Source organism: Enterovibrio gelatinilyticus (genome assembly GCF_028683095.1).
Taxonomy (GTDB): domain Bacteria; phylum Pseudomonadota; class Gammaproteobacteria; order Enterobacterales; family Vibrionaceae; genus Enterovibrio; species Enterovibrio gelatinilyticus.
This window is the reverse complement of the sequence record NZ_JAJUBC010000027.1, coordinates 15,055-39,604: the sequence shown is the minus strand read 5'-3', so window position 1 is coordinate 39,604 and position 24,550 is coordinate 15,055. Positions and strand designations below refer to the sequence as shown.

Below are 24,550 nucleotides of genomic sequence, written 5' to 3'. Positions count from 1 at the left end.
TTATGGGAACTCTCACCTGAATAATAGATGGTGGTTAGAAATTGCTCACTTATTGGTATTCTTTCCATCCTTCACTTTTTACTTCGGTTTTGAAAAGCAAATTCGTTAAAATGTACGGCATATCGCACAAGGCCGTTTAGATAAAAGTTTGGAGTACATCATTGATCTCTGTTGAAAAATTAGAGGGATTAACCGCACGGATAGCGATACTAAATGAAGAGATAAAACGACAGGATGTCGAATTCTACCTTTTTGTTCCTGGTGAACTTAACTTTTCCAAGAACGTATTAAGTGAAGATGATTTCTACAACACGGTATTGTCGAATACACGTACCTATTTCACGTCTCAATATCACCTTCCTCTCGTACATTCACGCTTGGCGAGCCGGGACAAACTCCCGTCGGACAAATATCGTGTCAGTTTGAGTTTGTACGCCTATCAGTATTCATTGTCACTTGAGAAAACTACCCACCGTTTTTTTGATTCGATGAAGGATCTTTCTGAAGAAGAGGCGGTTGAACAGCTAGAAATGATCACGGACATGGCGGTAGAAATTCTACGTCGTCTTCGTCGTTATAAACCCAAAGATGAAAGCCTGATCAAATACTTTAATAACATTGATAACTACTTGTCATGGCTTACTGAACAGCGCTTCCTCTCTTTGGTCACTCATATGCCCAGAAGCGCGGCTTTCAAACCGATTCGTGAACAGTTGATTGGTGTTTGTGAATCAGAAGCCGCCTATCGTATTGAGAAAAACTACAACTCAATGAAGGCGCAAAATGATCCAACGCGTATGGTTAATAAGATGCGCTTGGCACGCCGTTTGATTGAGTACCCAGTCACCATTCGACAAAATGATGTGGTGTTAGGACAAACATTGAACAAGTTGGCCAAAGGTACGGCAACGGGGCTTGTGATGATCTTCGTGACCATTGCGATTATCCGTATGCGCAGTTTCCTCGGGGAGATTACCTTGTCATTTGTTTTGGCTATGGCGGGTTTATATGCATTACGAGAAATCTTTAAAGATGATCTTCGTGATGTATTGTGGCGTTGGATTCGAAAAGGTCGCCCTAAATGGCGCAAGTTGTTTACGGACCCAACGTCAGGGCAGCGAATCGGCAATCAACTTGAATGGCTGGATTATATTCCGTTCGACAAAATCCCAGATGATGTTCGCAAAGTACGTCGCGGTAAGCTTCGCCAACGAGAAGAGTCAGTGGTGCGCATCAAGATGGTGACGCAGATGTCGACAACCAAATTTCTTAGTGGTTATGACATGACACGTGAGGTGTGGCGAGTTGATTTCCGTCCATTCTCGCGTTTGATGGCGCGAGGTAAGCAGCGCTTCTATACCCTCAATGAGGGTAAAGTCAGCCAAGAATCCATTGATAAACGCCACCAATTTAACTTGATTTCAAAGCAGAAAAACCAAGACGGTAGTGTGACACTGCAGCGTTGGAAAATCACAGTAAACCGCTCCAAAGTGGTGGATGTCGAAGAAGTCTTCGGCTGATCGACTATCAACGCTGTTGCTGTGATCAGTGAAAATCCTGTGGCTGGAACCATAAGATAGTACAAGTTACGGTGAAAACAGCCTGGAGCATTTTTACCAAAACCGTTTTGCTGAAATGTACGTGGCAGAAAACCAACAATTTCAGGTGTTGCGCGTATGAGTAATGGTGATCGAGAGTGGGACTTCGACGGTGGATTTCCGCGAGAGATTTATAAGATAGTTTGTCAGAAATTGGACCTACGGAACCAAGGCTCAAGATCATGGGTTGTTGGCTTTTCGTCATTCGGATCCATGAAGTAATTTTATTTTTCAGTATTGGACAAATATGAGCCTCTACAACATCTCAAACAAAAACCTAACCGCGTTAACTCAAACCACTTTTGCAGCCGAAGGGCTGCAAGAGCGGCAGGATCTTCAAGAAGCCCTTAAAAGATGCATCGACGCTATTGCTCCTGACTGCTTGGTGATCTCAGAAGAGTTTTCCGACTGGGAAGACAGCCGTCGTCGTATTGATCTGCTGGCAATCGATCGCAACGCGAACTTGGTGGTGATTGAGCTGAAACGCGACGAAATCGGCGCACACATGGAGCTCCAAGCGCTTCGCTATGCGGCCATGATTTCTACCATGACTTTCGACAAAGCCTGCGAATACTTTGAGCGCTATACCGTCAAGGAAGGATTGGAAATCAACGCGCGAGAAACCATTTTGGAATTCGTCGATTTGGATGAAAACAGCCTCGATGATTTCGGTAACGATGTTCGTATCGTGCTCGCATCTGCTGATTTTGGTAAAGAACTGACTACATCTGTCCTTTGGCTCCGCGACAAGGGCATTGATATCAGTTGTGTCCGCCTCACCCCTTATCGCTACAAAGACGATGTGTTGATTAACGCCGAGCAGATCATTCCTGTGCCGGAAGTTGAAGCTTATCAAGTCAAATTCCGCGAGAAGCAGGCAGAGCAGCGTACCAGCAAGAAAGGCCTGCGCGACTATTCCAAGTACCGTTTTAACGAACAGGTTTATAACAAACGTAAGCTGGCTTTAGCGGTGATTACCCATTGGATCAACGATAAACAACCAACGAGCCTTGCTGAAGTTCAGCGTTATCTTAACGGTTTCAATTTGCCGAGGGCCGTGTCGCTGTTTGAACACATTGCGGATAAGCACTTAAACCGATATCACTCATCAGAAAGTGACCTTCTCACTCTCCCTTCAGGGGAGCAAATCGCCATTTCTAACCAGTGGGGCGACAATATCCCGAACCTGCTACAAGCCATGGCGCCATTTGGTTACATGATTGAAAAGGTGTAAATATGAAGGAGGTGGGCTAAAACACACCTCTTATCATCGTTGGCAGTTTTCGGGAGAGAAACGACAAGAATATCTTGGTTTGATGTTTTTTAGTGAGTCCAACCATACGCCAAGACTTATATCATTGAATATAAATGATATAAGTCTTGGGTGTGGGAGCATTACTCTTGGCCAAGAATTTTAAATCCAATCCATTTCTGTAGAAAGTACTGCCTTACAGAGCCATTTCCCTCAAATAAGTCTTCAGCATACCTAACGTTTGAAAAATCCCATTCAGTAATTGATTGATCGAACTGATATGCGCCGGCGAATATTCTTGAGATTTCCCCCAAACTCGAAGTGTTCCAATTATCAATAGGTTGGTTGAACTGCACTGCATGTTCAAACATCGAACTCATATCAGTCACACTTGAGGTATCCCAGCTATTAATAGGTTGGTTGAACTGTTCTGCATGTTCAAACATCGAACTCATATTGGTAACACTAGAGGTATCCCAGCTATTAATAGGTTGGTTGAACTGTTCTGCATGTTCAAACATCGAGTTCATATTGGTAACACTAGACGTATCCCAGCTACTAATAGGCTGATTGAACTGCTCTGCATATTCAAACATCGAGCTCATATCGGTTACATTGGAGGTATTCCAATCATTAATGGGTTGATCGAAGCGATGTGCACCTTCAAACATCGAGCTCATGTTGGTTACATTGGAGGTGTCCCAATCATTAATGGGTTGATCGAAGTGAAATGCAGTGCAAAACATCGAGTTCATATTGGTTACTTTGGAAGTATCCCAGTCGCTAATAGATTGGTTGAACTGCTTCGCACGATAGAACATCGATCTCATATCGACTACATTTGAGGTGTCCCAGTTTTTTATTGGCTGATTAAATGCGGTGGAAAAAAAGAACATGGTGCTCATTGATTGTACTTTTGATGTATCCCAATTACCTATAAATTGATTGAAATTGTCTACCTGAGCAAACATCGATTCCATCGTTACAACGTTCGATGTATCCCATACTCCTATTGGCTGGTCAAATTGCTCTGCACCATAAAACATCGAACTCATGTTGGTTACATTAGATGTGTCCCATTGAGTAATATCTTGATTAAAGGAGACAGCCCATAGGAATAGTCCATGCATATTTTTTACTTTCTCTGTATCCCAGTCACCAATGTCCTGATTAAATGCTTTTGCAGCACGAAACATTGAGTCCATATTAGTGACGTTACTTGTGTCCCAAAGACCTATCGGTTGATTAAACTGTTTTGCAGTAGCAAACATATAACTCATGTCAGTCACTTTTGACGTATCCCAATTCGCAATAGGCTGATTGAACGAACCGGCACTGGCAAACATCCCTCTCATTGTAGTGACATTAGAGGTATCCCAGTTTCCAATAGGCTCATTGAACATAGATGTATAATTAAGAATGCTATAAAAAAGCTCTGACATATCCGTCACCTTTGAAGTGCAAACATGTAAGGAACCATTAATTATTTTCTTGAGAGTTTGTGCTTCTCTGATGGTTTGATCGTCGACAACCAAATAAGGTACGTCATCAATGACGAGGTGTTCGCCCGTAGGGGTTTGATTGCATTTTACAGTAGGGCTTGCTTCCTGTTCGGACTCAACGTCGATGCTTTTTACTGGATTAGTTGAGGCGATAGCGTTAGCACATGCAATGAGATAGCTAAACCCAACAAGTGTCGATATTAATTTTTTCACTTTTATATTTACTCTTCCGTGACCTATTACTGGGATATTTTTAATTCATTATCCATTAGGATATCGTTGTTAGAAGTAAGTACTAACTCGGATATCGTTGAACCAATTTCATCTAATTGGGTTTAAATGAATAGAAATTAAAAGACAACTCACTTCCACTGGTTTATGGCTAACTTATCTATTGTCATGTGTGTCAATAAACCAGAATAAGTGCTTTAAGAGAGCCATATTATCATTAAGGCATGTTAGTGTTTTGCCACTTAACCGAAAGTTCGGGTAACTCTCTGTTACGGGACAAAATCCAAAATGTACCTTGAAGGGAGTGGATAATAGAACGTCGTTGATAGTTGGCCTTGGCTTCATCTAACATGTTCGTGTCGTAGGGCTGTGAATAGCCATCAACTCGGTAGTCACCATTGAGCCTCTCTTCGACCAAATTCAGCTTATCCGAACCACATTGCTTAGATAATCAAACCTAACCTGTTTTTGTCCAATTTTGAGCTAGAAATTCAGATGGAAAGTGAAAGAAAATTACTTACATCTGATTTTCAAAAAATTTCGTGTATCTTGGAAAATGTCATCTTATGGTGACCAAAAATGTCAGAATATGGTTCCTACTGATTTCTAAGCTAATGATTTTAAAGATAGTTACATGTCACCTTATCGTCCTCGCCACAGTCACTTGCTTGAATGAGTAGCTGATCGAGCGTTGATGTTATTCAGCGTGATTAACATTGCGGTGACGAATAAGTAGATGTAGTGGGCAAATAGACGTAACCCGCTATGGTCGAATTGCGACACTGCAACGCTTCACCAGCGTTGGCTCGAGCTGAATCACCTTCGCCTCATCGCTATTTTTTTCGAGATTGGCAAGCAGTGTCTCCACGGCTGTTTGACCCAAACGATGTTTAGGCTGATGAATAGTGGTGAGTGAAGGCGTCATGTACTTGGAAATTTGAATATCATCGTAACCAATGATCGAGAGGTCTTTCGGTATCGCAATCCCTTTTTCATTGGCTGCATTGATAACGCCCATCGCCATCATGTCGTTACAAACAAAAATGGCACTCGGCAATGGTCCTTTCTGATAAATGCGATGAAATGCATCATAGCCACCATCACATTCGAAATTGGACTCAATGATCCAATTCGCATGAAACGCGAGACCTTCCTCATTGAGTGCCCGCTTGTAGCCTTCGTAACGCATATGGGCTTGGTAGCGATTCAATGGCCCGGTAATACAGCCAATGTTTTGGTGGCCGCATTCAATTAAGTGCTTCGTTGCTAAGTAACCACCATGAAGCGAGTTATCTTGGATTTTGTCGCTGGCAAACAGCATAGGGCCCCAGTCCATGACGACCACGGGAACATCAGGGTAGCGATCGAAAACGTCGATGTTTTCGCCTTCTAGCGAAGAGCACATCAGAATCATGCCATCTACACGCTTTTGTAATAGCGTGGTTATGGATTCTTTCATTCGCTGTTGATCGCCTTCTGTATTACACAAGATGAGGTTGTACCCTTTTTGGTAGCAACTGCGTTCTACCCCTTTTACCACTTCGCCAAAAAAAGGATTTGAAGACGTGGTCACCAACATCCCCAATGTTTTGGTTCGATTGGTTTTTAGGCTTCGTGCTAATGCAGATGGCGAATAGTTGAGCTGCAGAGCGGCTTGGTTTACCCGCTCTGCAATGTCTTCGCTTACGTAACGAGATTGGTTGATAACATGGCTGACCGTTGAGGTAGATACACAGGCCAGTTTCGCGATGTCTTTCATTGTCGCCATATTATCTAATCCTCAATACTGCTTAGTAAGAAACGCCTCAACTTCTTCACGATGAGGAATGGACGTTTGCGCGCCAAAGCGAGTGACACTGATCGCGGCGGAGGCATGAGCAAATTTAACGGCTGATTCTATAGGCATTTCTTCGAGCAAACCAGTGACGAATGCTCCATTAAAGGTATCGCCGGCTGCCGTTGTATCTGTCGCTTCTACTTTAAATCCTGCGATCAAGTGACCCACACCATTTTGGCTCAACCAAACCCCTTTTGCTCCAAGCGTGATCATCACTGTCGTAATGCCTTTTTGGTGCAAAATGTTCGCCGCTTGCTGCGCGGATTCATCGCACTGAACCGTGATGCCGGTTAAGACCTCCGCTTCGGTTTCGTTTGGGGTAATAACATCCACATTTTGCAATAACGCATCAGGTAGCGCGCGTGCTGGTGCAGGGTTCAGAATGACTTGCGTCTGATTGTCTTTGGCGACCTGAGCGGCTCGCTCAATGCCTTCTAACGGCGTTTCCAATTGCATGAGTAAGTATTGCGCGTTAGCAATCGTCGCCAAATCATCACTGATGGCATCCGCAGTGAGGTAATCATTTGCTTCTGCTGACAAGCAGATACTGTTCTCACCGCTGTCTGACACTTGGATCATGGCAATACCCGTTGGGCAATTTGGCTGCATCTTTATCCCGCTGATATTAATGCCGTCTAAGCGGAAACTTTCACGGATGTTGATCCCAAATGCGTCATCGCCCACGCATGCAATAAAGCCGATGTCAGCATTCAAACGTGCGGCTGCCACGGCTTGGTTTGCGCCTTTTCCGCCCGGAATAACTTGGTAGTTGCGACCATGTAAAGTCTCACCAGGACGAGGAAAAGAAGGGACTTGAAGAACGTGATCTGCGTTTACACTGCCTAGCACAACTAACTTGTTCATTGGGTAATCCTTGGTTCTCGAGGAACGTTTTTCGAACTTTGTGTATTAAGATGACTTTTAAAAAGCCTTTGGTTTTTCAACGCGCTTCAGCTAGAAAACCAAAGACATTTTCTATCTATCTATCTTTCCTTTTTTGCTCTCTTCCCAACAGGCGCTATTCGTGCGCTGAGAAGAGAGCAAAGAAGATAAATATCGGGACGTTAACGAATGCCCGTGCGCACCGTAAAGCTGCGCTCTTCATTCGCCTGTAAGTAAATTAACGTGCCTTTTTCTTTGGCGGTTAAAAAACCTTCAGGGCGACACGTAGCAGGCAGAGCATACGCCGCGACCTGCTGATCACCACTGCACAAAATCCAGCGTGTCGCACTATTGAATTCATCGGTACTAAACTCCGTCACCATTTGTTTGTCACCAATGGTCATGTTGAATACCGCGCGTTTTGCGTATTGTGAAATACCATCGATACAGTAAACAATTTCTGGGTCGTACATGTCCGGCGTGTTCAGGGTTTGAATAGGGGCTGTGGTATTTAATGTCTCATTATACGCGAGCCATTGTTCGTTTGGCTGAACATGAGCAGGAATCGTTTCGCGTAGCTTAAAGGCGTGGTCAGGGATATTTTGTGTCATCACCGCATCGGGAATGTAAGCGGCGTTGATATGGCACATGTACTGCAGTGGCATTGGCACGGTCGCGAGGTTCTTCACCTTCATTTGAATATCAAACATGCTGGCATCTTTTGCTAAGCAAACTGACGGTTGCGCCAAGTAATGGTCGCCAAAGCCCATCACATACTCATAGCTGCCTTTCATTGTGACCGCAGTATCACTGATTTCGAGCCAAGCACTGTCCATCGCTGCGCAAGGCATCTCGCCATGCAGCATATGGTCATCTTGAGGTGTTGGACACCCCATGCGAATCATACCTGCGTGGAACGCAAAACATCCGTACGTCTCAACAATCGTTTTCGCCGGCTTCGGCTCTGAAAACATGTTTTTCATGCACAAATCGGTACCAAGAAACTCAGCGTCCCAAATCATTTGTCCCATAAATGGCAAGATAACGAGGTGGCCTTTTGCGTTTTTGATCTCTACGGCGTGGATGCCGGAGTTGTAAATGAAGGAGTAGATTTCAAAGGAATCTGATTGTGCAATCAGCACTTTCTCTTTGCGGAACTGCTCTTTGTAAAGTGGAATAGTAAACATAGTCACCTCAAAAAGTGGTCACCCTCGTAGAGTGACCACTCTATTCAATTATGCTGTCGCTGCCGTGTAAGAAAAGGTTTGCTTGTATTTCTTCTCACTGAAGAAGTAGCAGAACACACCCGCAAAACAGACGGCGTTGACGATGAATGAGGTTTGCATGCCCATGTGATCCGCCATCAAGCCTTGTACGACAGGAATCGCTGCGCCACCGATGATGGACATCACCACAAAACCGCCCGCAGTTTCTGTGTAGCGTGTATCAACCGATTGCAGCGTCGACGCGAAGATAGTTGCCCAGCATGGTGCGAATAGTGCTGATGTACCCACAGCAACCCATACCGCGCTGAAGTTAGGCACAAACGTGACGTAGATTAAGCAGAAAACACCAACCGCTGAGTAGCCCATCAAGACATTTTCTTGCGAGGTCTTAGTGAATAAGTAGTTCGCTAGCAACTTACCTAAGAAGTACATAATAAATGCATAAAGCAGGTAGTTGGCTGCATCGTGCTCAACCATGGTTGAATCCATTTCAAGCGCGAGGCGAATGGTGAATGACCACACCGCCACTTGCATACCCACGTAAGCAAACTGCGTCACGATACCTTTGAAGAAACGTGCATTGCCAGCAAGGTATGCCAAGGTTTCACCAAATGATGGCTGGTCATCTTTCTTGTGTGACACCGCTTTACAGTTCGGGTATTCCGTTACCGCAATAAGGATTGCCACCGTCGCGATCACACCCACCAACCACTTGTAAGGCTCTAGTGTCTGTTGCAGCACTTGTTCTTTAAACACTTCTAGCTCTGGGCCTGATAGCGTTGCCATCATGTGGCCAACGTCGACACCTTCTTGGAAGATAAGGTGCTTACCAAGCAATAGACCGATGATGTAACCCATCGCATTGATGGTGTGAGAAACATTCAGACGAAGCGTGGCACGCTCTGGCTCACCAATCATCGCAGAATAGGTATTGCACGAGGTTTCAAGGAACGACAAACCAATCGCGATACAGAAAATTGCGGCCAAGAACATGGTGTAAGTGCCCGCGTGGGACGCAGGGAAGAACATCATGCAGCCAAAAATATACAGTGCTAAGCCCAGCAGTATTGCCAGCTTATACGAAGTTTTCTTCACAACCATAGAGGCAGGGATAGCCACTAGGAAGTAAGCACCGTAGAAAGCCGATTGCACCAATGCCGATGCAAAGTTAGACAAATCAAAAATCGATTTAAACTGTGTGATTAAGACATCGTTCAGCGCCGCTGCCGCAGACCACAATGCAAACACAGAAGACAGCAGTAAAAATTGGAATATTGGCGTTTTGTTCAGGAATCCGTCGGCATGTTGCACGGTATTATTTCGAATAAACATTATGTACCTTCCATTCTTCCCGTTACATTCAGTGACTCGCCACCTTCGGCAACAGGTTGTCGTTTAAATTTTGTTTTTTGGAATCTTTAGAAAACAACGCCAGCTTGAAAAATCACGTTGGCATAAGGCGTACATTCACCCGTGCGAATCACCGCTTTGCTATCGTGCGTGCGGCACTTGAATTGCTCGTGAGTGACATATTGGATATTGAATGTTTTGTTGCAACGCGCTTGTTCTGCTTCTAGCTCAGTCATGAGCGCTTGGTATAGCTCAGGGCTCACTGTCGCAAACTCTTCCGCCATCACAACCCCTTCGATTTGAGACTCTGTGAGGATTACTCGAACGGTATCAATGAAACTCGGTACGCCATGCGTAAGCGCTAAGTCGATACGAGAAACAGCATCGGGAATAGGCAAACCCGCGTCACAAATAGTGATCTCATCGGTATGGCCCAGCGTCGCTAGCAAATAAGAAATATCAGAATTTATTAGAGTTGTTTTTTTCATTACATCGACCTTTCGGTTACACGTCTTGCAACATTGAATAGAAGATGAGCGACAAATCGTGCTGTTTTGTTCATCGAACAAAGCTCATCGAAACGTTTCGATGGGATGATATTCCTCTAGATTGGCTTTGCATTAAGCTTCCGTCATATGTGTGATTTCGATCTTTCTGGCGGCAGTTTTGGATAGATTATTGAGATACTGATCATATCGCTGGGCTTGCGGCTGAGCTTTTAGTAGAAGAAAAGAGTGTTAAGAAAGGGAAAAGCAGTGTGAAAGCAATAAATTTTTAGATAACACGAATTATACAACTATCGAACAGGGAATTTACCTTGCTTGAGTTTACCGAAGTTACCTCTAGGTGCTAACACACCACTGAATGTTCAGCAGAGTCTGTTCTTTAATACAAAATGACTCCTGATTTGGCAAAGTGAGCGATGTTTTCAGGGAGGGGAAATCATTCGTTTCCTGTTCCGAATAAATACCTGTTCTTGTTCGATACTGACTTGAACCCCAGTTGGCAGGATACCCGCAGAATAGACCACTCCATAAAAATTAGCGCTTGTCTTGAAAGATTATAAGTTGAGATATCGATAAGGAATGAAGTCGTTCGAGTAGTCGCTACACACTCTAGAACACAAAGGCCGGGGGTACCCCCGGCCAAGATTACTTATAGATTGTTGTTTACAACGCCGGATGCGGAAATAACTTCAAAATGCGGATCGTTGCGCAGTAAAGGAAATACCTCCTGAATCTGATGAGCTTCAAGGCCTAACCAATTCAGCATATAGCCCGCATATTCTTCATGAGAAATCTTAGGGATAAGTCTACCCTCACCGTTATCATCATCACTTGCCTCATCGAAATCGGGGTATTTGCCAAAACACCTTCTCGACTCAATATCATCTTCAATTGGATGTGCAACAGTGGGGCCAAAGAGAAACTGTCCTCCTCCCCAACCATGATCTGTCCCGTTTCTATCATTGGTATGCATAGTTCGACCAAATTCCGACAAAGTACCTGTCATGACGCTATCTTTCATGGTTCCTAAAGACGCATAAAACAAATTAGTCACGGTTGAAAACTCTTTCATCAGATCACTTTGTCTTAGCTCTTGTTCTGCATGAGTATCAAAACCGCCTAATTCAACGAAAAACACCTGGCGGGTTCCGTTTGTCCCCCCAAGACATTTCCTAGCTTGAATCATTTGCCTTACCGCTCTTAGCTGAAGAGCAAAGTTAGATTCTGTGTTCCCTGATTTATAGGAAATGGATTCATCAGGCTGCACGTCACTCGATGAAAAAATAGATCTCAATTTATCAGAGTAAAAATGGGCACTCTTCATCGCATTCGCATAAGCAGCTGTTAACGGTGAAGGATGTGAAACGGAACTCGCCGACGGACTGTGAAGGTAATTGATACCAAAAATATTTTGGTAATACGTCCCCATTCTTCCAAATGATAAGCGAAGTGGGTCGAAGCCACTTTTACTCAAGTATACCGCTTCAGTTTTTTCAGAATCCATTAGCTCATGCGGACCGCCATAGAAGTTATTGGAAATTGCACCGTCTATATCGTCCTGAATTTCATCAATTGCTCTACCGAGCCAACCGTTTTTACTTTCATCTCCGTCACTATTAAGGAAACTTCTCTGCCACGCTTCTTGCTGTTTATTATGTGCAAACAAGTTGCTAGGTAGCTTCGCAGTACTCAGATTTTGATTGTTAGTGTCTTGAAGTAAAGTGCCGACATTAAGCACGACATTTGCGTTTCCAGTTTGGAAAAGTGTTGATAATTCACTCATATCATTATGAATAAAGATGGATTTTCCGTTTTCATCTTTAAGCTGAGCATCCCAGTATTGACCTTCTATCGTTGGTTCATTCGTACTTTCTGAGGTGGGAAGAAAAGCGCTCCTTCTCTGAGTATATTTGCTATAAACATTGTTGTCGCCTTCAATAACATTGGGCACAACTTGATGGAAAAAATCATTCCCACCCTTCAAAAAAACACAAATTAGAGCTTTGTAATCACCATTGCTTTCATCGCCATTGGTTGATGCATTCACATTGAAGCTAATGCTGGGAACCATAGTAGCTAAACCCGTTGCGCCAATTCCTCGAACAAAATTTCGTCTTGTTACTTTCATTTTAAATCTCCAAATTTTTTGATCACTTTGCTAAGAGTGTTTATCTGCAAAAAGGCTCTAGATATTGCAGTTGACATAACCGCTACCAGCAGGCTCAGGAAGTGTCGTTCTATAAGGGAATGAATTTAGGTTTTGTTGCACATGAAAGTATGGAGACGATAAAGCTAACGAAAGTAGTCTTTGTGTCCAGTTCGAGGCTTGCACTGATAAATCTCCGCGTGGGAATGCATCAATAATTTGGATTTCTAAATCTTTTGGCATGAGAGAGTTAAAAAACCGAGTTGAGACGGCATTCACAAACCCAATTTTATCTGACACTTTAACGGCATTATAAAAAGGCCCAATGTCAACAAATAGCAACTTCTGATAGGTGTTATAAATCCCTCCATCACTTGAAGTTAGGCAAGTGTTTGTATTGGTGATTCCCTCGCCATAAGAAATATTCCTATTAAACATGCCAAATATATGATTTTGAACAGAGACAATGTGTGACCAATCCATTATCTGCAGTTCCGGTGAAGTCAAGCTACTATCTTTGTACTCAAAAGGTAACAAATCGACTGGCTGATAATCAGGTAAGTAAAAATTAAAAACAGAAGGAGAACCAAGTGGGTATTGGTTACATGTTTTGGAATAGCTCAAATTGTTTTTAATTCTTTTATTAGACTGGTCCCCACCATTTCCAACGTTAGGGAGTACGTCGACATTCAAGGCACGATATATGTATACAAGCGACAACCAAGGCTCCCGAATTTTGCTCATATATGTTGGAGGAGCAGTATAAACTTCATTGTCAGAAATAATTGCCCAAATAACAGCTTTCAATTGGCCTTTCTCTTCTCCAGCCGCTGGAGCAGGGTCGCCCAGTTCTACGAGTTTTTCCGTGCCATCATTGAACACATCCACGATACGCTGTAAGTAAGCACTGCTCGGATTTGATGTAACCAAAAGCTGTATGAGTTTATAGCAGATATTAATCGCGGTGGAAGGATGGTTCTGTAGAGCCTCTAGTAGTATTTCTAAATCTGTTTCACTATTGTCTATACCTTCATTTTCGTCATAATTTTCATTACCAGCATTAAAAAAAAGTGTCCCATTAAATAAACTCTTGGATTCTGAATCACGGATTTCGGAGTCTTCTAACTGAATCATTGGGGTATGCCAGCTATCATTATTTCTCACCCAACCTGTGAAGACTCGAGCTAGTTCACGAATGTCATCTTCGGTATAACAAGGGATACGTTTGTTATCGGTATCAAGTTTGTAAGTGGCTTCAAGCCCATCTAAGTTATGGTCAATTTCCCTCTCATGAAGTCCACAAGAAAACAACTGGAGAATTTCTCGCGCATAGTTTTCATCAGGGTTATCTTTTGAGTTGTTAACCATGGTTAGGTAATGCCCCATGACTGGCGAGCGAGTAACATCACGAAGAAGATCTTTGTATGTACCAAAAGCATTCTTTACCAGTAGGTCATAGTAATTTGCCAGTGCAGTTTGTCTGCCACTCAGCTCGGCATCTTTATCGGAAACAACGAAAATCTGACTTAGTGCATAGGCGATACGTTGTCTAAGTTGGTCGGGTTTATAAAAAGCAATATCCAGCCATGCACGAATCCTTGCGTCTGATTCGACCCCGTCTCCAATTTGTAGTTCTGTTTGTGTTTCATGTGATGATTCATCAAGGCTAACTTGGTCATTGAACCAAGTCACCGTGCTTTCATTTAACAAGTCTACGCTTTCACCTTTTTTAGGTCCGAAAGTGCATAGATCTAACCACCTTAAAGTACGCGGTCGGATAGAAAAATTCAGCATTGCATTACTCATGATATTGATGTCCCATTTGTGATTGTTTATCCGTTGGTCTGATTTGGAATTAGACGAGATATTACAGGGGAGTCTTTTAGTATGTTCGAGTGAAAGTTAGTTCACCAACTCCAGTGTAAATTGAATAATTTTGAACTCTAACTTCACAATAATTATCGGTCAATAATAAAGTGTCTAATTATGTGGACATTAATGAGATTGGTATTTGTGGATATAAGCCCATGGTTTCTCATGCAACATGAGACATATTATAAATGTTGACAAATTAAATTTGGATTATAGAAAAGGTGTTTGAAAGTTAAGAATGATATGTATCAGGAGTCAAGAACGAGACTTTAATGATTAAGTGAAGTCTTTGGGAGGGTGCGAATAATGTTGAAGCATTAAAGTTTACGATGTTCAAAAATAATTATATTAAATTTCTTACTGAATAATTTTCTAACCGTTGTGTTGGTGTTGAAAATGTCGATGCTTTTTTTGGCAATTAAAATGTGTCTGTTGCTGGTTACTTCGGCTGATTCATCGCCAGTCTATACCGCTCAATGAAAGTCCCTCGCTTGTATGAGTAGCTGATCAAGTGCTGACGTCATGTCGATTAAACGGCCTGCGATGATATGAACGACTTCACCTTCGCGTTCGAGTATTCCTTTTATCTTTAATATTTTGGCTGTGACAAACGGGGTGTTCTGCGCTCTTGCTGTTGCTAACCACACCACCACGTTGATATTGCCGGTTTGATCTTCCAAGGTCATAAAAGTGACGCCACTTGCGGTACCAGGTCGTTGGCGACCAGTCACGATCCCAGCAACTGTTACGGCAGATCCGGATTTGACAGTGGAGAGTTCACTGGCAAGGCGATGCTTTCCCAATTTCCCACTTTCATCTAATAACGCAATGGGGTGCTTACCCAGCGTGAGCCCGATTGCGGCATAGTCTTCAATTACATCCTCAATGGCAGTGGGGGATTGAATGGTTTGTATGTCATTATCTGTAGGCGCGGTATTCGCAAGCAATGGCAGAGTGTGGGTGTCGTCCATCATTTGCCATCGCGCCGAAAAGCGATTGTTAGCAAGAACCTGCGTGGCATTAGCACTGGCGAGTGCTTGGAGATCACCCCTGTTCATACCACATTGGCGCAGTTCATTGATGTGCTGAAAGCCGTGAATGGGTCGATGGGAAAGAAGTAATGCCCCCCCTTGCGCAGAAAAGCCATTTATAAGACGAAGACCCAAACGTAGTGCGTATTGGTGGTTCTCTACAACTTGTTGGTGATCCCAATCGCTGCAGTTCACACATACCGGTAGGATTTTCACACCATGACGATTGGCATCTTGAAGTAGCTGGGAGGGGCTATAAAACCCCATGGGCTGGCTGTTGAGCAAGGCGCAGTAGAAGGCAACCGGATAGTAATGTTTGAGCCAAGACGAGGTATATGCCAATACAGCAAAAGAAGCACTGTGGGATTCGGGAAAACCATACTCACCAAAGCCTTGTATCTGCTTAAATATTTGTTCCGCGAACGCGATATCGTAACCTCGTTCTTGCATCCCATTGATTAGCTTTTCGCGAAACGGTGCGAGCTTACCACTGCGCTTCCATGCCGCCATGGCACGACGGAGTTGATCCGCTTCACCGCCACTGAAGCCCGCAGCCACCATGGCGAGTTGAATCACTTGCTCCTGAAAGATAGGCACTCCCATGGTGCGAGAAAGTACAGACTCAACCTCCTTTGAGGGATAGGAAACAGCTTCTTTCCCCCAGCGACGTTTTAAGTAAGGATGCACCATGTCCCCTTGGATTGGACCAGGACGCACGATGGCTATCTGTATAACCAAATCGTAATAGCAGGCGGGTCTCAGCCTTGGCAGCATGTTAATTTGCGCACGGGACTCCACCTGAAAAACACCCACGGAATCGCCCTTTTGTAGCTGTTGATAGACTTGTGGGTCGTCTCCCATGGCAGTAATGTCTGAGATTGATAAGGCACGTTTATCATGCTGGCGAATTATCGCAAATGCCTTGCGAATAGCACTTAGCATACCCAAAGCCAGAATATCGACTTTGAGTAATCCTAGAGATTCGAGGTCGTCTTTGTCCCATTGGATCACGCTTCGTTCTGCCATGGCGGCATTTTCAATAGGAACCAGTTCATACAATGGCCCAGCGGAAATAATGAACCCACCGACGTGTTGGCTTAAATGGCGAGGAAACCCGCGTATCTCTTCCACTAATTCCAATAACCAACGCCCGTGATGAGACTCAATGTCTAATCCTAGCGCTTTGAGTTGCTCGGCCTTATCGAGCTCTTTGTCCCTGTGGTTAAGGTTTTTGATGTAGTAATCGAGTTGTGTTTCGTTGATGCCTAATGCTTTTCCGACATCTCGAAATGCACTTTTAAACCGATAAGTGATCACGGTGGCAGCTAGTGCGGCGCGCTGACGACCGTATTTTTGGTAAATATACTGGAAGATTTCCTCACGCCGCTCGTGTTCAAAATCCACATCAATGTCAGGGGGCTCATCGCGTTCTTTGGAAATGAAGCGCTCGAATAGCACATTAACTTTGTCGGGGTTTACCGCAGTGATCTCTAGGCAGTAACACACCACTGAATTCGCCGCCGATCCCCGCCCTTGGTACAAAATCCCCTGTGATTTGGCAAACTGAACAATGTCGTAAATGGTGAGGAAAAAGAATTCATATTTTTGCTCCGCAATGAGCACCAATTCTTTTTCAATGATGGCGCGAATATCAGGGCGAATGCCGTCCGGAAATCGCAGTTTGATACCTTGTTCAACAAGGTGGCGAAGGTAATGACTAACCGTGTACCCATCGGGAACTAACTCTGCAGGGTATTCGTAGCGTAATTCGCTTAGACAGAAGTTGCACCGTTTAACAATGCTGGCGGTTTCTTGTATCCACGCTTGCGGATAGAGCTTAGTGATTTTGTCGAGAGGCTTTAGCGCTTGCTCTCCATTGCGAGGCAGTGACAGTCCGCACTCATGAAGCGGCTTTCTTAAACGAATAGCAGTTAGCACATCAAGGAGAGGCTGGCGTCTTGGGTGGTGCATGAGAATATCATTGGTGCACACGATTGGCAGGGCGAGTGAGCTAGCCAGTGTTTCTATCAAGGTAAGGTAGCGGGATTCATCAGGCAGTAGAAGACGTTCAGCGCCAATCCAGAGCCGCTCATCAAACTTGTTTTTTAGCCAATGTTGGAAAGGCATTTTCTCGTTGTTTTGTTCGTGATCAAGCGTTGGAAGCCAAATACACAGGCAGTGTTTGATATGGTCAAAATCATCACTCATAACTTGATAATGCCCTTTTTCACTGCGCATACGTGCTTGGGTGATCAGCCGCGCCAATTCGCCATAAGCCGTTCGACTCGGGCAAAGCAGAATCAATTTTTCTCCTTGGTATGTGATTTCCGATCCGACAATGAGTGTGAGCGAGAGTTGCTGATCCCGAATAGCGGTGTAAGCACGTACTACGCCAGCAAGTGAACATTCATCAGTAATGGCGAGGGCTTTATACCCCAAGGTTTCAGCGCGAAAGACCAACTCTTCAGGGTGAGATGCTCCCGTTAAAAAGCTGTAGTTACTTTTACAATGTAACTCGCCAAACCAAGGGTGTTGAGCTGATGGGCTATTTGTCATGTTGAATCCGTTTAGCAAAAAAGACCATGCTCAAACCACTCGCCTGTTGCCGTTCGAAATACCCAGCACCATTGCCCTTGCTGATTACGTGCGATGAAATAATCGCGTTGAATGGGGGTTTTGTCCCACCACCCTCCGCTGATGCGCTCAGGGCCTGTTAATGTCTCTGGTCGAGCGAGCAGGGGCCGTGGCGACATGTGCAGCAGTGATGGTCGCGATGGAAGATGAGTGGGTAGTGTTTGTTCGCAGGCGTGTAATGGAGGCTGTCGGCAAAAAGCATGTTCAGGGCGATGATCGTTTTTGAGCGTTAAGCTATACACCGCCTGCTTTCCCGCTTTTGCCTGCATAAGGCTAATGAGCTCGCCAGATGTCAGTTGCCCGCGTTTTCCGGCGAATAAGTCTTGTGTCGGGGATTGTTTGGGCAGCAAGGTGCTCGCTTCAAGGCGGATATGGGTAACGGGTGCATCGAGTGTGAGTTTTTCTAAGTGCAGTTGGAGTAAAGGCATCCATCGATTGGCGCGAGATTCAGGCGCCGCGGCCGACAGCGTCAGCGTTTTGTCATCCTTTTCACGCTGGGTGAATATCAGCATGACATTCGGAACCACCGCCTCTCTGGCATCTAGAAACTTCTCCATTTCTTTCAGCATGCGTTGGAGTGGGAAGCACAGGGTTTGGCTGTTGGCTATCTCATGTAAGAGCTCTATGGATTGCTGGAAGTGCTCTGGCGGTGTGTAAAAGGTTTGCTTGGCGGTTTGGGTCTGTGTCAGAGCGCGAAGTTGTTCAGGCACACTTTTCCCAAATCGCTGCCCTAAAGAGGAAATGGGTAAAGCAAAAAGTTGTTTGGCTTGGCGAAGTCCCATGCGCTCAAATTGCACGGCTTGTTTGTCGGTAAAGCCCAATTGACGAACATTAAGTGCATCCAAAGCACTTTGTGTGGATTCTGGTGTGAGAAACCCTTTGTCGGACTTGGCTTGCGCCAGTTTTAATGCAGCTTCAGGGTAGGGACTTAGCGCAAAGTGAAAGGTCACGTTTTCATTTGTTAATAACGGCAATAAGGTATGCCAGTAATGGTCGAGAGACCCATAGAGCTTGAGCATAGGGGAGACTTTCATGAGCAAGCCATTTGGGGGATAAAGCACAATGTCGGCGTTGACTTGATAAAGCACAGAAGCCAATTGCAATAAGCGTTCAGCCTCGTTTTTCCCATCGTAATTCACAACATGCAATGTATGGCAAAGCGCACTGGCTGTGCCTAAATCATTGCCAAGCGTAATGCCATGTTCAAAGGCGCTTTGATTGGCCTGACAGACGGAACCATTGCTACCCGATAGGATGATCAGTGGCAGTGTCGAACCGTTATCACGCTCCAAGGTATTGAGCAGAAGGGCGGGGAAGTAAAAAGAGATCCACAGCATCATCGAAATAAAGGCACAACGTTATTGCTTGATGGGAGAACATGAATGTTTTCTTGGCCTTTATTTAAGAGATGTCGTTGATAGACATGAAAGATTGGTGGCAATGATAAGTGAAAAGGAGGGATAGGCAGCCCGCGGCGTTTAACAACACGAACATTTAGCCCTTCTTCAGATGGTGTCATGGCAAGCCGACAGCTCACAGGTAAGCCTTGTGAGCTTGCTTGATAGGTGAACATAAACAGTAAGCAATCATTCTCTGTCGCGGCTAATTGTAAGCGCCTTGCTTGCGTGACAGAGAGGCTTTTTCCCCACAGCACAGCAGTTCGACAGCATCCGCTTTTGATGGCTTGTTCAATGCACCACAATGTTGATGGCAAGGTTGAATGTAGAATGATGACTTTGTTCAAATCCAAATCTGCTTGGCATAACGCGATAGGGTTTAACTCTCCGGGCGGGGCCGCAAATACCACCAGTTCGCTGTGTTTTAATGCGCTAGCAATGGAAGGGAGCACGAGGCGTAGTTCACCAATACCAAAGCAGGGAAGTTGAAGTTCAACTACCCCTGATTTTGGCCAGCCACCCTCTAGTTTTTCGTCAATAATTTCATGGCCGCTAGAGAGGTATTGTGTTTGGGGTTGGTAGAGGCGATTGGCTGTCCAAATCCCAGAGTGCAGAGCAAGAATGTCATCAAGCATAATTCATAATACTGTATGTATGTACAGTATTATTCTAGAGGGTGATAGCTGTTTGAGCAAGTCCGTTTTACACATGCTGCCCATAAGTTCTCAATGAATAATGAGGTCATTCGGGTATAATCTTATTGTGTAACCAAATAATAAACGTAGAGAAAAACATGAAGAAGTGGCTACTTGTTACTGCCCCATTTTTACTGTCAGCGTGTGTGACAATGCCTGAGCCTAAATCTGAAAATATCAATGTGTTGTGGGGCGACGCCCTAGAAATGACCGCATGTGAAGATAAAGGTGTTGTGGTTGGTTCTCAAGGCCATTGGTATGACTATTGGATGATTAGCGACGGTACGCTAACTGAGGGGGCTGTGAATCAAATGCGTAACAAGGCCATGGCGCTGGGCGCTGATACCCTCTTACTCTATTCACCTAAGCCGTTTTCTACCTCGGTTACCTTTCTCGCTAAGGCGTATCGTTGTCAGCCATAAAGCCACATGACAAAGATCAGTAAAGAACTGAATGCGGCGGTGGTTTGCAAATGTGGAAGCCATCGTTTGATTTCATGAGAGATAGAGTGATCTTCGATTTGCCCGCTTATTCCCTGTCGAGTCCAACGTTGAACATTCGGATGGAAGAAAAGGTACACTTTCACCAAGGATCCAATCAGCTGTTCGTACCATAGCAGTGGGACGAAAATAGGGTGGAATTGACCAGACTGCACGGAGATTAAGAGTACATTGATACTTCGCGTTGCGATCACCCAGAACAGATACGCGATCACCACTTTGGTTCCCATGTAAGTCGCAACGACCAATGCCAATGATGGGCCGATAAGGGTGGTCCACATGCTGATACGTTGGTCAAGCAAACAGAACCAGAGAAACCACCCCGCTTTTCTTGGACCAAGAGCAATAGCACGAATATTGCTTCTCAACATATTGCCATACCAACGAGTCATGAGAGACATGCTCGTTTTGACAAAACTTCCTGATGGGGCATCTTCTAAGCATGTTACAGATACATCCGGAAGATAGAGCATTTTCCATTGCTCTTTGAGCACGAAGTACCAGGTGCTCTTGTCATCGCCTGTCAGCATTCTGATGCGCCCATACCGCCAATGGTTAACGTGGTCATACCTCAAGCTATCTATAAAGTCCGGTGACAAAGCCAAGGAAGCGCGATAAGCCGAGAAGCGCCCGGTGAGAACCAGCACGCGATAAGTCAGGCTTAAGGAGCTCATGTAGAAATGACGTTGAGCCATGCGTTGGCGATACCATTGGCGCGTCAGGGAATTGCCTTTGACGATAGGTTTGTTATGCGTTGTTAATGCACCAAGGTCGTGATAACGCATGAGAAAACCAGACACTTTTGTCAGAATGCCCTCAGGGAGCACGGTGTCGCCATCCATCAAGATGAGAATGCTGTCTTTAGATACTGGGCGGTCTTCAGCCAATAGCGTCAGGGCATCCGCCATGGTGTTTCGTTTACCTGTGCCATCTTGATCGATGATATAGAGGCTGACAGGAACGCGTTGCTTGAGCTTATCAAATTGAGATTCGATGATGCTGATATCTGCTTCATCTGTGACGCAAGCAACCGCGCGACATGCGACGCCAAAATTTCCGATTTCGTCAATCAGTGCTTTAAATACGGGGGCACTAATTTCGGGCGTGGTTCGATAGCAAGGGATCACCAACAAAATTTCACTGGGTTTCTGGGTCATATCCGCTAAAACCGATAACGCTGGGTAGCGAACATACTGATAGTAGAGACCACGTAAGAGGTGAAGCGTTTTCCAACCGTATCGCCAAGCGCCAATGATCCCAAGAGTGTAGAGTACCTCAGGTTGTAATTTGTCAGACGGCAATATGGTGTAGAGAGCCCAAAGACCGAGAAGAAGCGCACCAAAGAATAACCACCATAAAATGGTGACGTGACGTGGGTCATCACGGTGAAAGTTTTTGACGACTAGGTTATTAACATTCATAGGTTAAACCAATGTTTGAAAATGTCTTTCCAACCCACAGTCGCCACCACCGTCACGGGTTCATTAACGATGGAATCGCGGTCAAACTCAGAAGGTAGAATTTTTATTAGCGAGTATTGTTGTAACCTTGGAAGCGTTTTTGGTAAGCCACTGAGAGATTCACCTTCCTCGTTGTATATATCACTGTTGGACGCGCTGTAGTATTGGACGTGATCAACAATACCTATCAATTTGTCATCTCGACTAGCCAGTCGGTATTCCACTGGCATACCTATCTTAATGAGCTCAGCACCTTCAAGTGGCATGAGAGCCAGAATAGAGCGTGCGGTGCGGTTTTGTTGTGAAGCGGGTGATAGTTCAAACACGGAGGTACCAGTTTGAACCACTTGACCATCAGATGCATTGATAGTGACGATGTAGCAATCACAAGGCGCGTAAGCGAGACCGCGGGTTTTAAGGCGCTCAATTTCTTCGAGTACTTGGTCTTTCTTAGTGATCAAGATATCGAGCTTACTTTGCACTTCAAAGGGAGAGTTAAGATCGCCCTGTGCTTCTCTTGGAGGAACGCCGATTAAAATTTGATCGAGTTTGTGTTCGATATCTTCAAGTTGATTGTCCATAGTGAGCAATTGGCGTTTTATCTCGAAGGTTTCTACGCGCTCTAACTCTCGTGAGACTTCATCAACTGTGCCTCTTTTTACACCATTGGTATAGAGAGCCAGAATACGCTCTCTCGTCACGAGCTCGTCTTCAAGTAATTGTTTTTTCTCGGTGACTAGTTGCAGTTCATTGAAGAGGCGAGAGTTGTAACGTGCGACGGATTCTTTACTTTGACGCAAAAGTGTTTGCAGATAATTTATTTGGCTGTTTATGCCATTGAGTAATTGTTTGTCTTTGGCTAACAGATCCGTCCCTTCATCAGTAAATACCGTAAACAGAAGTTCTCCTTTTTTCACGAGTTGTCCCGGTTTGTAGTCTCCCAATCGCAAAACGCCATTGTTATAGCTACGTTGGGTGAGCACGGGTTGGCTAACGGCAGCATGCTCGGAGGCAATAGATAAAATGCGGGACTGGATCATCAGCGCAGCAGTGACTATCAAAGTAAGGGAGACGAGAGCAACCAGCGCAAACCGCCACCAGTTTTGCTGCATACGCTTCACTTCTTCTTCGTGAAGTTGGGCTTTCACTCCATATGACGTAACACTTTCGAGGGAGATGGTTTCGCCCGTCAGGTAGGTATCTACGATGCTTTGCAGTGTTTTTTGGTGACCAGAATTTAAAGAATAGAATTGGCAACCAAGCGCATAGCCATGCTCGCTTGCCCTCATTACTTCGAATTGAACAGGAGTAGAAAAACGCCCTACAGGGAGATCGAAACACAGATTGCCGTGATGCTTGTCACCTTTTCTACCTGGGTATTTGTCATCACCAATGGAGAAGCCTCCGACACTCCACTCTTTTGTGGGGTAGAGAATGCCATCAATTTCGATTTGGGCAGCAAATTCAATCCGTGGAAATTTTCGAGCGCCAGATCGCGACTGAAAAGTATGAATTGAACCTGTGCTAATTGCTGCTACTCCCATAATGCCTCCAGACATTGCAACTGCTTATTGTTTCTTGCAATTGTTGCGCCAATGTAACTAGTGTCATTTTTATGAGCTCTTGCTTTAACAATGAAACGTATTGATAACTATATAAGTAAATGATGATTGTGGTGGGGAATGTGCACTCTTTTAAGCGTTCTGGACTAAGCGGGGGGATTTACGCACTGTATAAACGCCATAAAATTGCCGCGATATGTGATTGAATAAGCCGATATACGTGATTGAATAAGCCGATATACGTGAATGAATACCTGCATCCTTACTTGCAAACTGCGAGAGGAGTAAATCTATTTTCGCAAAATGAGTGTTAAAAAGTAGACAAAAAAAAGGAGCTAACAGCTCCTTTCTTCGTTTGTTGGTGTTGGATTTGTCAGATTTTCTTGGCGCGTTCGATATGGAACAAATGGATTTCATGAAGAATACGCTCAGAGATAATTTCTGAAATGATGCCATCAAATCGAGATTGAAGTGATTGCACTGCAGGGATCATTTGCATCACACCCGCTTCGTTGTCTGAGGTGATTTCAACATCTAATTCTAAATCGCAGTCCAGAGTCGCGATGAAGGGTTTCATCCTTTCTAGGATGCAATTGACCATATATTCATTGGAGCTCAGATGGCAAAGTTCATCACGGATGAGTTCAGTCAGGGCGCAAGATTGCGTCGCTGGTGGCACATTTTCTGTCGGAAAATGGATAACAGTCGGCATGGCGTACTCTCTAAAAATGTTGAAATCATTAAAATTATGTTTTTTATTGTTTGAGTTAAAATTAATAAAAAAATGCCTATTTGCCTAGGGTTACCTGAAGATAGTGGAGCTAGGTTTGCAATATTCGCAAAAAGGGTTCAAAAAGCAACCTTTTCAA

The 24,550-nt window shown here is 44.5% G+C and carries 17 protein-coding genes; 3 read left to right on the top strand and 14 right to left on the bottom strand.

Annotated elements, in window-relative coordinates; all coding sequences use genetic code 11:
- The first annotated feature begins 161 nt into the window (after window positions 1–161).
- Complete coding sequence (locus tag LRP50_RS19370) at window positions 162–1,520, top strand: hypothetical protein (protein ID WP_274166101.1); 1,359 nt, start codon at window positions 162–164, stop codon at window positions 1,518–1,520.
- Window positions 1,521–1,845: 325 nt separating this feature from the next.
- A complete protein-coding gene (locus tag LRP50_RS19365; protein ID WP_274166100.1) occupies window positions 1,846–2,832 on the top strand; it encodes a PDDEXK family nuclease in 987 nt (328 codons plus the stop codon).
- 161 nt (window positions 2,833–2,993) lie between these two features.
- Here LRP50_RS19365 and LRP50_RS19360 read toward each other — a convergent pair whose 3' ends face one another.
- The 11 genes from LRP50_RS19360 to imuA all read right to left on the bottom strand — a co-directional run bounded on the left by LRP50_RS19360 (window position 2,994) and on the right by imuA (window position 20,099).
- On the bottom strand, window positions 2,994–4,565 hold the full coding sequence (locus LRP50_RS19360; protein ID WP_274166099.1) for a BspA family leucine-rich repeat surface protein: 1,572 nt from the start codon (window positions 4,563–4,565) through the stop codon (window positions 2,994–2,996).
- Window positions 4,566–5,346: 781 nt separating this feature from the next.
- Window positions 5,347–6,351, bottom strand: coding sequence for a substrate-binding domain-containing protein (locus tag LRP50_RS19355; RefSeq protein ID WP_274166098.1), 1,005 nt, complete (start codon window positions 6,349–6,351; stop codon window positions 5,347–5,349).
- A gap of 12 nt (window positions 6,352–6,363) precedes the next feature.
- The gene (rbsK, locus tag LRP50_RS19350) at window positions 6,364–7,284 is read right to left on the bottom strand and encodes a ribokinase (protein WP_274166097.1); all 921 of its coding nucleotides are present in this window, start codon (window positions 7,282–7,284) and stop codon (window positions 6,364–6,366) included.
- Window positions 7,285–7,484: 200 nt separating this feature from the next.
- Window positions 7,485–8,489, bottom strand: coding sequence for an aldose 1-epimerase family protein (locus LRP50_RS19345; RefSeq protein WP_274166096.1), 1,005 nt, complete (start codon window positions 8,487–8,489; stop codon window positions 7,485–7,487).
- A gap of 48 nt (window positions 8,490–8,537) precedes the next feature.
- The gene (gene fucP, locus LRP50_RS19340; protein ID WP_274166095.1) at window positions 8,538–9,860 is read right to left on the bottom strand and encodes an L-fucose:H+ symporter permease; all 1,323 of its coding nucleotides are present in this window, start codon (window positions 9,858–9,860) and stop codon (window positions 8,538–8,540) included.
- 86 nt (window positions 9,861–9,946) lie between these two features.
- The gene (gene rbsD, locus LRP50_RS19335; RefSeq protein ID WP_274166094.1) at window positions 9,947–10,366 is read right to left on the bottom strand and encodes a D-ribose pyranase; all 420 of its coding nucleotides are present in this window, start codon (window positions 10,364–10,366) and stop codon (window positions 9,947–9,949) included.
- A 667-nt stretch (window positions 10,367–11,033) separates the two neighbouring features.
- Complete coding sequence (locus LRP50_RS19330; RefSeq protein WP_274166093.1) at window positions 11,034–12,512, bottom strand: DUF1501 domain-containing protein; 1,479 nt, start codon at window positions 12,510–12,512, stop codon at window positions 11,034–11,036.
- A gap of 57 nt (window positions 12,513–12,569) precedes the next feature.
- Window positions 12,570–14,336 (bottom strand): DUF1800 family protein, encoded by a 1,767-nt coding sequence (locus tag LRP50_RS19325; protein WP_274166092.1) that lies wholly within the window; start codon window positions 14,334–14,336, stop codon window positions 12,570–12,572.
- Window positions 14,337–14,875: 539 nt separating this feature from the next.
- Window positions 14,876–17,989, bottom strand: a complete 3,114-nt coding sequence (locus LRP50_RS19320; protein ID WP_274166091.1) for an error-prone DNA polymerase — start codon at window positions 17,987–17,989, stop codon at window positions 14,876–14,878.
- An 11-nt stretch (window positions 17,990–18,000) separates the two neighbouring features.
- On the bottom strand, window positions 18,001–19,407 hold the full coding sequence (locus tag LRP50_RS19315) for a Y-family DNA polymerase (RefSeq protein ID WP_274166090.1): 1,407 nt from the start codon (window positions 19,405–19,407) through the stop codon (window positions 18,001–18,003).
- Complete coding sequence (gene imuA / locus LRP50_RS19310; RefSeq protein WP_274166089.1) at window positions 19,404–20,099, bottom strand: translesion DNA synthesis-associated protein ImuA; 696 nt, start codon at window positions 20,097–20,099, stop codon at window positions 19,404–19,406. The genes LRP50_RS19315 and imuA overlap by 4 nt, the downstream gene beginning before the upstream one ends.
- Window positions 20,100–20,257: 158 nt before the next feature.
- Here imuA and LRP50_RS19305 point away from each other — a divergent pair, with 158 nt between their 5' ends.
- On the top strand, window positions 20,258–20,581 hold the full coding sequence (locus LRP50_RS19305) for a DUF4156 domain-containing protein (RefSeq protein ID WP_274166088.1): 324 nt from the start codon (window positions 20,258–20,260) through the stop codon (window positions 20,579–20,581).
- Here the strand turns inward: LRP50_RS19305 and LRP50_RS19300 are convergent.
- The 3 genes from LRP50_RS19300 to LRP50_RS19290 all read right to left on the bottom strand — a co-directional run bounded on the left by LRP50_RS19300 (window position 20,572) and on the right by LRP50_RS19290 (window position 24,393).
- A complete protein-coding gene (locus LRP50_RS19300) occupies window positions 20,572–22,080 on the bottom strand; it encodes a glycosyltransferase (RefSeq protein ID WP_274166087.1) in 1,509 nt (502 codons plus the stop codon). The two genes, LRP50_RS19305 and LRP50_RS19300, sit on opposite strands and share 10 nt — an antisense overlap.
- The gene (locus tag LRP50_RS19295; RefSeq protein ID WP_274166086.1) at window positions 22,077–23,678 is read right to left on the bottom strand and encodes an HlyD family secretion protein; all 1,602 of its coding nucleotides are present in this window, start codon (window positions 23,676–23,678) and stop codon (window positions 22,077–22,079) included. Before LRP50_RS19295 ends, LRP50_RS19300 begins: the two co-directional genes overlap by 4 nt.
- A 376-nt stretch (window positions 23,679–24,054) precedes the next feature.
- Window positions 24,055–24,393, bottom strand: coding sequence for a hypothetical protein (locus tag LRP50_RS19290; RefSeq protein ID WP_274166085.1), 339 nt, complete (start codon window positions 24,391–24,393; stop codon window positions 24,055–24,057).
- Window positions 24,394–24,550: the final 157 nt, after the last annotated feature.

Bases quoted from the DNA above. Each gene is read 5' to 3' on its own strand.
- LRP50_RS19365 (WP_274166100.1), top strand. From the start codon at position 1,846: ATGAGCCTCTACAACATCTCAAACAAAAACCTAACCGCGTTAACTCAA.
- LRP50_RS19355 (WP_274166098.1), bottom strand. From the start codon at position 6,351: ATGGCGACAATGAAAGACATCGCGAAACTGGCCTGTGTATCTACCTCA.
- rbsK (WP_274166097.1), bottom strand. From the start codon at position 7,284: ATGAACAAGTTAGTTGTGCTAGGCAGTGTAAACGCAGATCACGTTCTT.
- LRP50_RS19345 (WP_274166096.1), bottom strand. From the start codon at position 8,489: ATGTTTACTATTCCACTTTACAAAGAGCAGTTCCGCAAAGAGAAAGTG.
- fucP (WP_274166095.1), bottom strand. From the start codon at position 9,860: ATGTTTATTCGAAATAATACCGTGCAACATGCCGACGGATTCCTGAAC.
- rbsD (WP_274166094.1), bottom strand. From the start codon at position 10,366: ATGAAAAAAACAACTCTAATAAATTCTGATATTTCTTATTTGCTAGCG.
- LRP50_RS19330 (WP_274166093.1), bottom strand. From the start codon at position 12,512: ATGAAAGTAACAAGACGAAATTTTGTTCGAGGAATTGGCGCAACGGGT.
- LRP50_RS19325 (WP_274166092.1), bottom strand. From the start codon at position 14,336: ATGAGTAATGCAATGCTGAATTTTTCTATCCGACCGCGTACTTTAAGG.
- LRP50_RS19320 (WP_274166091.1), bottom strand. From the start codon at position 17,989: ATGACAAATAGCCCATCAGCTCAACACCCTTGGTTTGGCGAGTTACAT.
- LRP50_RS19315 (WP_274166090.1), bottom strand. From the start codon at position 19,407: ATGATGCTGTGGATCTCTTTTTACTTCCCCGCCCTTCTGCTCAATACC.
- imuA (WP_274166089.1), bottom strand. From the start codon at position 20,099: ATGCTTGATGACATTCTTGCTCTGCACTCTGGGATTTGGACAGCCAAT.
- LRP50_RS19305 (WP_274166088.1), top strand. From the start codon at position 20,258: ATGAAGAAGTGGCTACTTGTTACTGCCCCATTTTTACTGTCAGCGTGT.
- LRP50_RS19300 (WP_274166087.1), bottom strand. From the start codon at position 22,080: ATGAATGTTAATAACCTAGTCGTCAAAAACTTTCACCGTGATGACCCA.
- LRP50_RS19295 (WP_274166086.1), bottom strand. From the start codon at position 23,678: ATGTCTGGAGGCATTATGGGAGTAGCAGCAATTAGCACAGGTTCAATT.
- LRP50_RS19290 (WP_274166085.1), bottom strand. From the start codon at position 24,393: ATGCCGACTGTTATCCATTTTCCGACAGAAAATGTGCCACCAGCGACG.